This is a genomic window from Rathayibacter tanaceti (assembly GCF_001634385.1).
GTDB classification, from domain to species: domain Bacteria; phylum Actinomycetota; class Actinomycetes; order Actinomycetales; family Microbacteriaceae; genus Rathayibacter; species Rathayibacter tanaceti.
The window spans coordinates 30,125-42,629 of record NZ_LIIN01000007.1 but is presented as its reverse complement, the minus strand read 5'-3'; the positions used below and the strand labels follow the sequence as shown (position 1 = coordinate 42,629).

Below are 12,505 nucleotides of genomic sequence, written 5' to 3'. Positions count from 1 at the left end.
TCGTGCTGGGACTGCTCCAGGTGGTCCTCGGCGGCTCGGTCGTCCTCGCGGCGGCGACCGCGCTGGGCGACCCGGTCCGCGCGGGTGCGTCGCTCGTCACCGACGCGACGGCGATCGCCGGCGAGCAGTCCGTCGCGGCACTGGTCGCCTCGTCCTCGTCGACGGCATGGCCGGTCGTCGCTCTGCTCTGCGGGGTGTCGACGGCCGTGCTCGGTATCGGCGTGCTGGTCACCGTGCGCCGCTGGCCCGGCACTGCGGCGAAGCGGGCTTCGCGGTTCGAGCCGGCCGACGGCTACGGCCAGGGCGCCTCCCGCGTGCAGACGGAGGACGGCGACATCGATCCGGTCCTCTCGTGGGACGAGCTCTCCCGCGGTGATGATCCGACGTCCGCCCGCTGAGGCGTCGGCGTCCCGCCGCCGCGCCACACCCCGGACCGGGTCCGCTGAGCCCGCACGCTAGACTGCTCTGGTCCCGATGCCCCCCAGGAGGAGACCCATGAGCACCGAGCACGACGACGACAATCACGGCCACTCGCCCGCAGCGTGGACGGCCGTCGTCATCATGCTGGCCGGGTTCACTATCGGCACGATCGCGTTCTGGTTCGACGTGCCGCTGGTGGTCTGGCTCTCGGCCGGATTGGTCGTGGTGGGCCTGCTCGTGGGGATCGGCATGGCCAAGGCGGGCTACGGCGTCGACGGCGCGAAGGCCAACCCGAAGGCGCGCGCCTAGGTGCTCGCCGATCTGACCGCCGGAGCCCTCGCCGACGCAGCCCGCCGCCGCGAGAGCGTCCCGCTCGCGACCGTCGAGCGTCGGGCTCTCGCCCAGTCGCCCGCCCTCAACGGGCTGGCGGCCCTGGCCTCGGCCGAACGGGTCAAGATCATCGCCGAGGTTAAGCGCGCCAGCCCGTCGCGCGGGGCACTCGCCGACATCCCCGTCCCCGCCGAGCTGGCCGGGAAATACGAGCTCGGGGGAGCGAGCGCGATCAGCGTCCTCACCGAGGAGCGCCGCTTCAAGGGGTCCCTCGCCGACCTCGAGGCGGTCAGGGGGCGCGTGGCGATCCCTGTGTTGCGCAAGGACTTCATCGCCGAGCCCTATCAGGTGCTCGAAGCCCGAGCCGCAGGCGCCGACCTGGTCCTGCTCATCGTCGCGGCGCTCGAGCAGCCCCTGCTCGCCGAGCTGCACGCGCTGGTGCTCGAGCTGGGGATGACCCCCCTCGTCGAGACCCACTCGGCCGACGAGCTCGAGCGCGCTGCCGATCTCGGTGCGCGCCTCATCGGCGTCAACGCCCGCGACCTCTCCACCTTCCAGCTCGACCGCGACCTCTTCGGTCGCCTCTCCGAGCGCTTCCCCGGCGACGCGGTGAAGGTGGCGGAGTCGGCCGTCCTCTCGGCCGACGACGTCGCCCACTACCGCCGCTCCGGCGCCGATGTCGTCCTCGTGGGCGAGGCGCTCGTCACCGGGGGCGATCCCGTCTCCACCCTCGCCAGTTTCCTGGCCTCCTGATCACCGTTAGGCGGTACCCCATGGCACTCCGGGACGAACTCGGACCCTACTTCGGCGAGTTCGGCGGGCGCTACGTCCCCGAGTCGCTCGTGGAGGCGCTCGACGAACTGAGCGCCGAGTACGAGCGCACGAAGGCGGACCCGGCGTTCGCGGCCGAGCTCGCTGAGCTGCACCGCAGCTACACCGGACGCCCGTCGATCATCACCGAGGTGCCGCGTTTCGCCGAGCACGCGGGCGGAGCCCGGATCATCCTCAAGCGCGAGGACCTCAACCACACCGGCTCGCACAAGATCAACAACGTGCTCGGCCAGGCGCTCCTCACGAAGCGCATCGGCAAGACCCGGGTGATCGCCGAGACCGGCGCGGGCCAGCACGGTGTCGCCACCGCGACGGCCGCCGCGCTCTTCGGGCTCGACTGCGTCGTCTACATGGGCGAGGTCGACACCGAGCGGCAGGCGCTGAACGTAGCCCGGATGCGCCTGCTCGGTGCCGAGGTCATCCCCGTCACCACCGGTTCGCGAACCCTGAAGGACGCGATCAACGACGCGATGCGCGACTGGGTCACCAATGTCGGCACCACCAACTACATCTTCGGCACCGTCGCGGGCCCGCACCCTTTCCCGGCGCTCGTGCGCGACTTCCAGAAGATCATCGGCGAGGAGGCGCGCGAGCAGGTCCTCGAGCTGACCGGATCGCTGCCCACCGCGGTGACGGCCTGTGTCGGCGGCGGCTCGAACGCGATGGGCATCTTCCACGCGTTCCTCGACGACCCGGAGGTGCGCCTCGTCGGGTTCGAGGCCGGCGGAGACGGGATCGAGACCCCGCGCCACGCCGCGACCATCAGCAAGGGCCGACCCGGCGTCCTGCACGGGGCCCGCAGCTCCTGCTCCAGGACGAGGACGGTCAGACCGTCGAGTCGCACTCGATCTCGGCCGGCCTCGACTACCCGGGGATCGGCCCCGAGCACGCCTGGCTGGCCAGCATCGGCCGCGCCGACTACCGCGCGGTCACCGACTCCGCGGCGATGGACGCGCTGATGCTGCTCAGCCGGACCGAGGGGATCATCCCCGCAATCGAGTCCGCTCACGCTCTGGCCGGCACGCTCGAGCTCGGTCGAGAGCTCGGTCCGGAGGCGACCATCCTGGTGAACCTGTCCGGTCGCGGCGATAAGGACATGACGACGGCCGCCCACTACTTCGGCCTGATGGACCAGGGCGCGGTGCAGTCGTGAGCGGCCGCGGACCGAGCGTCGCCGAGACCGTCCGACGGCGCAACGCCGAGGCGGCGGGAGCGCTGATCGGCTACCTGCCCGTCGGGTTCCCGGACCTGCCCACCAGCATCGACGCCGCGGTGGCGATGGCCGAGAACGGCGTCGACGCGATCGAGCTGGGCCTGCCGTACTCCGATCCGGTGATGGACGGCCCCGTGATCCAGGAGGCGACCCAGGCGGCGATCGCGAACGGCTTCCGTCTGCGCCACGGCTTCGAGGCGGTTCGCGAGATCCGGGCGCGCGTCGACGTGCCGGTTCTGGTGATGACCTACTACAACCCGGTCCTCCAGTACGGCGTCGAGCGTTTCGCGACCGACCTCGCCGAGGCCGGCGGATCCGGACTGATCACTCCCGACCTCATCCCGGACGAGGGCGCCGAGTGGCTCGCCGTCTCGGAGCGGCTCGGGCTCGATCGCGTGTTCCTCGCCGCCCCCTCCTCGACCGATGCGCGCCTGCGCCAGGCCGTCGACTCGAGTCGCGGCTTCGTCTACGCGGTGTCCACCATGGGCATCACCGGCGCCCGTACCGACGTCGACTCGGCCGCGCGCACGCTCGTCGACCGCCTCCGGGCCGCCGGTTCCGAGAGCGCCTGCGTCGGCCTCGGCATCTCGACGGGGGAGCAGGTCGCCGAGATCCTCGCGTACGCCGACGGCGCGATCGTCGGCTCCGCTCTCGTGCGCGCCCTCGCGTCCGGAGCGTCGCCGCCGTCGCCGACACCTCCCGCGGCCTCGCCGAGGGCACGCGCCTGCGCTCCGGGCGCTGACCCCTCCCGCTACAATCGGGATGCCCACCGGGGCAGCGGCCCAGCCGTGCCCGGGGGACCCCCTCCTTCGAAAGGTCGAGTACCGGTGTCCGTACCGCTGAGCATCCCGAGCCCCCCCGAAGCGTGGAGTCAGTACGACCTCACGATCGGCAACTGGACGCTCGCGATCCACACCTACGCGCTGTGCATCCTCGCGGGGATCATCGTGGCGACGATCATGACCAACCAGCGCCTGAAGCGTCGCGGTGCCGAGCCCTGGGTCGTGCTCGACATCATCATCTGGGCCGTCCCGCTCGGCATCGTCGGCGCGCGCGTCTACCACGTGCTCACGCACCCGGGCGACTACTTCTTCGACGGTGCCGACCCGTGGGAGGTCATCCGCATCTGGAACGGTGGCAATGCGATCTTCGGCGGTCTGATCGGAGGCGCTGTCGGCGCGTTCATCGGCTGCCGCTGGACCGGTGTCCGCTTCTGGACCTTCGCCGACGCTCTCGCGCCAGGCCTGCTCGCCGCTCAGGCGCTCGGCCGGATCGGAAACTGGTTCAACCACGAGCTCTTCGGCCTGCCGACGACCCTGCCGTGGGGTCTCGAGATCGAGACCACCAACCCGGCGTTCCCGGTCGGCCTCCCCGCGGGCACGCTCTTCCACCCCACGTTCCTCTACGAGGTCGTCTGGAACGTCGTCGGGATCGCCGTGATCCTGCTGCTCGAACGCCGCCTCAGGCTGCAGTGGGGCACCGTCTTCGCCGCGTACCTGATCTGGTACGGCGTGGGCCGTGTCTGGTTCGAGTCGATCCGGATCGACCCCAGCGAGTTCTTCTGGGGCATCCGCACGAATGTCTGGGCCGCCCTGCTCGCCGTCGTCATCGGACTCGTGCTGGTCGTCATCCAGAAGCGCGAGCACCCGGGAGCCGAACCCTCGGCGTACCGGCCGGGTCGGGAGTGGACGCCGGCTCCCGCTGGGATAGAATTCGAGGACGTCGAGTCAGACTCCGACGGCACCACCACCCCTGCTTCCGGCACCGACGCCGAGAAGCCGACGGTCTCCCGCACCTGACGGAGGTCGCGGAGACTCCGCGATCGCCCGCCTGGTGCCGGACACCCTCACGACCGCCCCACCGCGGCGCAGCCACGAGCGCTGCCGCGGATCAGCGGACGTGCAGGCACCGCCGGCGGCGCGCGACGCTCGCACCGCGGCAGAACCCCGCGGCCCTCCTGATCGGGGAGCCGTCCCTCCTCCACCTCCGCGGGCCAGCGACGTCCCGATCAGCCATCACCCCCGTGAGGACGGTTCCCATGGCCTCCGCCCAGCCCTCGCCCCAGGTCCCCGTCGTGCCTTTCCTCGGCGCGCCGTCGGCCCGGGGGATGTATGACCCGGCCGCAGAGAAGGACGCGTGCGGTCTCGCGATGGTCGCCACCATGCGCGGCACCGCAGGCCACGACATCATCGACTCCGCGCTCAACGCGCTGCGCAACCTCGAGCACCGCGGTGCCGTCGGCTCCGACGCGGGGACCGGCGACGGTGCCGGCATCGTCACGCAGATCCCCGACGAGTTCCTCCGCGCGGTCGCTCCGGCGGAGCTGCCTCCCGTGGGGCAGTACGCGGTCGGCAACGCCTTCCTGCCCGTCGACCTCTTCGCCCGCGAGCGGGTGAAGACGACGATCGCCGAGATCGCCCGCGAGGAGAGCCTCACGGTGCTCGGCTGGCGGTCCGTGCCTGTGCAGCCCGACGAGATCGGCACCCTCGCCCGGGCCGCGATGCCGGCGATCGAGCAGCTCTACGTCACGAGCGAGCTGACGGACGAGAACGGGGTGCCGCTGGCCGCCGTCCGCCTGGACCGCCTGACCTTCCGCCTCCGCAAGCGCGTCGAGCGCGAGCTCGAGGTGTACTTCATGTCGCTGTCGAGCCGCACGCTCGTCTACAAGGGCATGGTGACGACGCTGCAGCTGGAGCCGTTCTACCCCGATCTCTCCGACGAGCGCTTCGCCTCGAAGCTCGCGGTCGTGCACTCGCGCTACTCGACCAACACCTTCCCGTCCTGGCCGCTCGCCCAGCCGTTCCGGATGATCGCCCACAACGGCGAGATCAACACCGTGCAGGGCAACCGCAACTGGATGCGCGCCCGCCAATCGCAGTTGAAGAGCCGTGAGCTGGGCGACCTCGCGCCGCTGCTCCCGATCGTCTCGCCCGGCCGCAGCGACTCCGCGTCGTTCGACGAGACCGTCGAGCTGCTCAACCTGGCCGGCCGCTCGCTCCCGCACGCGGTGATGATGATGGTTCCCGAGGCCTGGGAGAACCAGGGCGGAGCGCTCGACGCCAAGCGCCGCGCGTTCTACGAGTACCACTCGATGCTCATGGAGCCGTGGGACGGTCCTGCTGCGATCGGATTCACCGACGGCGTGCTCGTGGGTGCCACGCTCGACCGCAACGGGCTCCGCCCGGGCCGCTACGTCGTCACCGACGACGGACTCGTCGTCCTCGCGAGCGAGATCGGCGTGCTCGACATCGACCCGGCGAAGGTGGTCCGCAAGGGACGCCTCCAGCCCGGCCGCATGTTCCTGGTCGACACCGAGCAGGGTCGCATCGTCGAGGACGAGGAGATCAAGGGGCAGCTCGCCGAGTCCGGTCCGTTCGAGGAGTGGCTCGAGAACGGCCGCATCAACCTCAAGGACCTGCCGGAGCGCGAGCACATCGTGCACACGCCCGCCTCGGTCAACCGCCGCCAGCGCACCTTCGGCTACACGGAGGAGGAGGTCCGCGTCCTGCTGCTGCCGATGGCCCGCGCGGGCGCAGAGCCGCTCGGCGCCATGGGGTCGGACACCCCGGTGGCGGTGCTCTCCCAGCGCCCCCGCCTCCTGTTCGACTATTTCACCCAGGCGTTCGCGCAGGTCACCAACCCGCCGCTCGACTCGATCCGCGAGGAGGTCGTCACATCGCTCCGCCTCGGTCTCGGCCCGGAGCGCAACCTGCTCTCGGCCGGAGCCGAGCACGCGCGCCAGGTGGTGCTCGACTTCCCGGTGATCGACAACGACGAGCTGGCGAAGATCCAGCACATCGCTCCGCGCCCGCTGAGCCACATCACCACGACGATCCGCGGCCTCTACCGCGTCGACGCGGGCCCCCGCGCGATGCAGGAGCGGATCGACGCGATGTGCGACGAGGCCGACGAGGCGATCGCCGCCGGAGCACAGTTCCTCGTGCTGTCGGACCGCGACTCGACCAAGGACCTCGCGCCCATCCCCTCGCTGCTGATGCTCGCGGCCGTGCACCACCACCTCATCCGCACCGAGAACCGGATGCGCGTGGGGCTCGTGGTGGAGGCCGGCGACGTCCGCGAGGTGCACCACGTCGCCACCCTGATCGGCTACGGCGCCTCCGCGGTGAACCCCTACCTCGCGATGGAGACGTGCGAGCAGTTGGTGCGCAGTGGCATGATCTCGGACCTCTCTCCCGAGAAGGCCGTCAAGAATGTGATCAAGGCACTCGGCAAGGGCGTGCTCAAGATCATGTCGAAGATGGGCATCTCGACCGTGTCGAGCTACGCCGGAGCGCAGACGTTCGAGGCCGTGGGTCTCAGCCAGGAGTTCGTCGACCAGTACTTCACCGGGACGGTCTCGAAGCTCGGCGGCATCGGGATGGACGTCGTCGCCGAGGAGAACGCCGCGCGCCATCGCGCTGCCTACCCGGAGGATGGCGCCGTGGTCGCGCACGAGCGTCTCGCGGTCGGCGGCGAGTACCAGTGGCGCCGCGACGGCGCACCGCACCTGTTCAACCCGGACACGGTGTTCCGTCTGCAGCACTCCACGCGGAACCGTCGTTACGACATCTTCCGTGAGTACACCTCGATGATCGACGACCAGTCCAGCGCGCTGATGACCCTCCGCGGCATGTTCGCGCTCGACACCGCTGGACGCACGCCGATCCCGATCGACGAGGTCGAGCCGGTCGAGGCGATCGTCAAGCGCTTCTCCACGGGAGCGATGAGCTACGGCTCCATCTCGCCCGAGGCCCACGAGACTCTTGCGATCGCGATGAACCGCCTCGGCGCCAAGTCGAACACCGGCGAGGGCGGAGAGGACACGGAGCGGCTGCTCGACCCCGAGCGCCGGTCCGCGATCAAGCAGGTCGCCTCGGGGCGCTTCGGAGTCACGAGCATGTACCTGACCCACGCCGACGACATCCAGATCAAGCTCGCCCAGGGCGCCAAACCCGGCGAGGGCGGTCAGCTGCCGCCGACGAAGGTGTACCCGTGGATCGCCCGCACCCGCCATGCGACTGCGGGAGTCGGACTGATCTCGCCGCCCCCGCACCACGACATCTACTCGATCGAGGACCTCAAGCAGCTGATCTTCGACCTCAAGCGCGCGAACCCCTCGGCCCGCATCCACGCCAAGCTGGTCAGCCAGTCGGGTATCGGAGCGGTCGCCGCGGGCACCGCGAAGGCTCTGGCCGACGTCATCCTCGTCTCGGGTCACGACGGCGGAACGGGCGCGAGCCCCGTCAACTCTCTCAAGCACGCGGGCACGCCGTGGGAGCTCGGGCTGGCCGAGACCCAGCAGACCCTCATGCTCAACGGCATGCGCGACCGCGTGGTCGTGCAGGTCGACGGCCAGATGAAGACCGGCCGCGACGTCGTCATCGGGGCGCTGCTGGGTGCGGAGGAGTTCGGCTTCGCCACCGCTCCGCTGATCGTCGAGGGCTGCATCATGATGCGGGTCTGCCACCTCGACACCTGCCCGGTCGGAGTCGCGACGCAGAACCCGGAGCTGCGCAAGCGCTTCACCGGCAAGCCCGAGTTCGTCGTCAACTTCTTCGAGTTCATCGCCCAGGAGGTGCGCGAGTACCTCGCTCAGCTCGGCTACCGCAGCCTCGACGAGATCGTCGGCCGCCGCGAGCTGCTCGACGTGAACCGCGCCGTCGAGCACTGGAAGGCGAGTGGACTCGACCTGACACCGATCCTCGTCGGCCCCGATTTCTCCGAGGAGGAGCCCCGCCGCAACGCCCGGCAGCAGAAGCACGAGCTCGAGCACCACTTCGACAACGAGCTCATCCGTCTCGCCGCGAACGTCCTCGACCACCGCGGCACCGTCTCCATCGAGCGCGAGATCAAGAACACCGAGCGCGCGGTCGGCACGATGCTCGGCCACGAGGTCACCGTCCGCTATGGCGAGAACGGCCTGCCGGCCGACTCCATCGTCGTCTCGCTGCACGGGTCGGCTGGGCAGTCGTTCGGAGCTTCCTGCCGGCCGGCATCACGCTGCGCCTCGAGGGGGACTCCAACGACTACGTGGGCAAGGGGCTCTCGGGCGGCCAGATCGTGGTGCGGCCCGACCGTCGCAGCACGTTCGACGCCTCCGCGAACGTCATCGCCGGCAATGTCATCGGCTACGGCGCGACGCAGGGCACGATGTTCCTGCGCGGCATGGTCGGCGAGCGCTTCCTGGTCCGTAACTCCGGCGCGACGGCCGTCGTGGAGGGTGTGGGCGACCATGCGCTCGAGTACATGACCGGCGGCCTCGCGGTGATCCTCGGCGAGACGGGGCGCAACCTCGGCGCGGGGATGTCGGGTGGGACCGCTTACATCCACGGCCTGCGTCGTGAGCTCGTCAACCGCGAGGCGCTCGCGTCCGGCGAGCTCACGCTCTCCGAGCTCGGCAGCGCCGACGTGGAGATCCTGCGCGACCTGCTCGAGCGGCACGTGGTCGAGACCGGGTCGCTCCTGGCTCAGGGGATGCTCGACGACATCGACGGAACCGTCTCGCGTTTCGTCAAGGTACTGCCCCGCGACTTCGCTGCGGTGCTCGCGACGCGTGCATCGGCGGCGAAGGAGGGGCTCGATCCTGACGGCGACGTCGTCTGGGGACGGATTCTGGAGGTGACCGGTGGCTGATCCCAAGGGGTTCCTGAAGGTGCAGGACCGGGAGCTGCCCCAGCGGCGTCCCGTGTCCGTTCGCCTGATGGACTGGAAAGAGGTCTACGAGCAGGGCGACTCCGCTGTGCTGCGCCGGCAGGCGGGACGCTGCATGGACTGCGGCATCCCGTTTTGCCACAAGGGCTGCCCGCTCGGGAACCTGATTCCCGAGTGGAACGACCTGATGTGGCGCGGCGAGGGCCGCCAGGCCATCGAGCGCCTGCACGCGACGAACAACTTCCCGGAGTTCACGGGTCGGCTCTGCCCGGCTCCGTGCGAGTCGTCGTGCGTGCTCGGCATCAATCAGCCGGCCGTCACGATCAAGCAGATCGAGGTCTCGATCATCGATCAGGCCTTCGGCAACGATTGGGTCCAGCCGCACCCGCCCGAACGCCTCACCGGGAAGACCGTGGCCGTCGTCGGCTCCGGCCCCGCAGGGCTTGCGGCCGCGCAGCAGTTGACCCGCGCCGGGCACACCGTCGCCGTCTACGAGCGTGACGACCGCATCGGCGGGCTCCTGCGCTACGGCATCCCGGACTTCAAGATGGAGAAGAAGCACCTCGAGTTGCGTCTGAACCAGATGAAGGCGGAGGGGACCCGGTTCCGCGCCGGTGTCGACATCGGCAAGGACATCACCTGGGACGACCTGCGTGCGCGCTACGACGCCGTCGTGATCGCTACGGGCGCCCTGGTGCCGCGCGATCTGCCCATCCCGGGCCGCGACCTCGCGGGGGTGCACTTCGCCATGGAGTACCTCGTGCAGTCCAACCATGCGATCGCGGGCGACCGCGTCTTCGAGCAGATCTCGGCCGAGGGCAAGCACGTCGTTGTCCTGGGCGGAGGCGACACCGGTGCCGACTGCATCGGCACCGCGCACCGCCAGAAGGCCGCCTCGGTCACGAACCTCGCGATCGGTCAGCAGCCCCCCTCGCGCCGTCCCGACAGCCAGCCCTGGCCGATGGATCCGACGGTCTTCGAGGTCTCGAGCGCGCACGAGGAGGGCGGGGAGCGAGTCTTCCTGGCCTCCACGGTGGAGTTCCTCGCGAACGAGGTCGGCGAGGTCCGCGCCGTTCGCGTGGCCGAGACCGAGTATCTCGATGGACGCCGCGTCCCCAAGGCGGGAACCGAGCGCGAGATCCCGGCCGACCTGGTGCTCCTGGCGCTGGGCTTCACCGGACCGGAGTCGGACCACCTCGGCAGCCAGCTCGAGGTGCCCTTCACCGAGCGCGGCAACGTCGCGCGCGGCGAGGCCTTCGAGACGAGCGTTCCCGGCGTGTTCGTGGCCGGCGACGCCGGTCGAGGGCAGTCCCTGATCGTCTGGGCGATCGCGGAGGGCCGCTCCGTGGCCGCCGAGGTCGACCGCTACCTGGAGGGCACCACTCAGCTGCCCGCGCCGGTGCGCCCTGGCGACCGCGGCTTCACGCTCTAGCCACGCGGACGCGGTAGTCTCGCCCCGCCAGCAATCAGCTCACCCTCCCCGCTAACGACGCGCCCCCGAGCGCAGAACAACGGAGCACCCCCTCAATGAGACGAGCGAAAATCGTCGCCACCCTCGGCCCGGCAACGTCGTCGTACGAGACCATTCGTGCGATCATCGACGCCGGTGTGGACGTGGCCCGCATGAACCTCAGCCACGGCAGTTACGACGTCCACGAGGGCGTCTACCGCACGGTGCGCAAGGCGGCGGACGACGCCGGTCGCGCGGTCGCTGTCCTGGTCGACCTGCAGGGTCCCAAGATCCGCCTCGGCAAGTTCGAGGGCGGGCCGTACGCCCTCGCCGAGGGCGACGTCTTCACCATCACCACCGAGGACGTCCTCGGCACCAAGGAGCTGTCGGGCACCACGTTCAAGGGCCTCCCGGACGACGTGAACCCGGGCGACATGCTGCTCATCGACGACGGCAAGGTCGCTGTCCGCGTCACCTCCGTCGAGGGCCAGCGCGTGGTCACCGAGGTCGTCGTGCCCGGCAACGTCTCGAACAACAAGGGCATCAACCTGCCCGGAGTCGCGGTCAACGTCCCCGCCCTCTCGCAGAAGGACGAGGACGACCTCCGCTGGGCGATCCGCCTCGGCGCCGACATCATCGCGCTCTCGTTCGTGCGCAACGCGAGCGACATCACGCGCGTGCACGAGATCATGGCGGAGGAGGGCCGCAAGGCTCCGGTCATCGCCAAGATCGAGAAGCCGCAGGCGGTCGACAACCTGCAGGAGATCATCGACGTCTTCGACGGCATCATGGTCGCCCGCGGCGACCTCGGTGTCGAACTGCCCCTCGAGGCGGTGCCGATCGTGCAGAAGCACGCGGTGGAGCTCGCCCGTCGCTGGGCGAAGCCGGTCATCGTCGCGACGCAGATGCTCGAGTCGATGATCGAGAGCCCGCGCCCCACGCGCGCCGAGGCCTCCGACGTCGCGAACGCCATCCTCGACGGCGCCGATGCCGTGATGCTCTCGGGCGAGACCAGCGTCGGGGCCTGGCCGGTCGTCACCGTCCAGACCATGGCCCGCATCGTCGAGTCCACCGAGGAGCACGGCCTCGAGCGCATCCCTCCGCTCGGCAGCAAGCCTCGCACCCAGGGCGGATCGGTCACGCTGGCCGCCGCCGAGGTCGCCGAGTTCGTCGAGGCCAAATTCCTCTGCGTCTTCACGGAGTCCGGCGATTCCGTGCGCCGCATGACGCGCCTGCGCCACGGCATCCCGATCATCGGTTTCACTCCGGAGCCGGCTGTCCGTCGCCGGATGGCTCTGAACTGGGGAGTGCAATCGTTCGTCACCCCGCGGGTGAACCACACCGACGCGATGTTCGCCCAGGTCGACGCGGTCCTGCTCCGCGAGGGCCTCGCCGAACCCGGCGAGACCGTCGTCGTCGTCTCCGGATCGCCCCCCGGGCGCGCAGGCACCACCAACGACATGCGGGTGCACATCGTCGGCTCTTCGAGCTCAGCCGACAAGGTCGAGAACTGGGACCACTGAGTCCAACACCCCGGAGGGTCCGGTCGCCTCGGCGGCCGGGCCCTCCGTCGTCCGCGGGAGCGCGGTGACGAGCCGGCCCTCCTCAGC

At 70.2% G+C, this 12,505-nt stretch carries 6 protein-coding genes and 3 pseudogenes; all 9 read left to right on the top strand.

Annotated features, from left to right (window positions below):
* Positions 1 to 398, top strand: a 398-nt coding sequence (locus ACH61_RS02020; RefSeq protein WP_161489618.1) for a Trp biosynthesis-associated membrane protein, incomplete at its 5' end; no start/stop codon positions are given.
* Between the two features lie 97 nt (positions 399 to 495).
* Positions 496 to 729 (top strand): DUF6704 family protein, encoded by a 234-nt coding sequence (locus ACH61_RS02015; protein WP_068207933.1) that lies wholly within the window; start codon positions 496 to 498, stop codon positions 727 to 729.
* Positions 730 to 1,503, top strand: coding sequence for an indole-3-glycerol phosphate synthase TrpC (gene trpC / locus ACH61_RS02010; RefSeq protein ID WP_068207931.1), 774 nt, complete (start codon positions 730 to 732; stop codon positions 1,501 to 1,503).
* Positions 1,504 to 1,523: 20 nt separating this feature from the next.
* Positions 1,524 to 2,734: pseudogene (trpB, locus tag ACH61_RS02005) on the top strand (tryptophan synthase subunit beta).
* Positions 2,731 to 3,536, top strand: a pseudogene (gene trpA, locus ACH61_RS15975) (tryptophan synthase subunit alpha). The pseudogenes trpB and trpA overlap by 4 nt, the downstream one beginning before the upstream one ends.
* Before the next feature lie 97 nt (positions 3,537 to 3,633).
* Positions 3,634 to 4,593 carry a prolipoprotein diacylglyceryl transferase gene (gene lgt / locus ACH61_RS02000; RefSeq protein ID WP_082844939.1) on the top strand — a complete coding sequence of 320 codons (960 nt, stop codon included), beginning with the start codon at positions 3,634 to 3,636 and terminating at the stop codon, positions 4,591 to 4,593.
* Between the two features lie 239 nt (positions 4,594 to 4,832).
* A pseudogene (gene gltB, locus ACH61_RS01995) lies at positions 4,833 to 9,427 on the top strand (glutamate synthase large subunit).
* A complete protein-coding gene (locus ACH61_RS01990; RefSeq protein ID WP_068207929.1) occupies positions 9,420 to 10,877 on the top strand; it encodes a glutamate synthase subunit beta in 1,458 nt (485 codons plus the stop codon). The pseudogene gltB and the gene ACH61_RS01990 overlap by 8 nt, the downstream one beginning before the upstream one ends.
* A gap of 95 nt (positions 10,878 to 10,972) precedes the next feature.
* On the top strand, positions 10,973 to 12,418 hold the full coding sequence (pyk, locus tag ACH61_RS01985; RefSeq protein WP_068207926.1) for a pyruvate kinase: 1,446 nt from the start codon (positions 10,973 to 10,975) through the stop codon (positions 12,416 to 12,418).
* Positions 12,419 to 12,505: the final 87 nt, after the last annotated feature.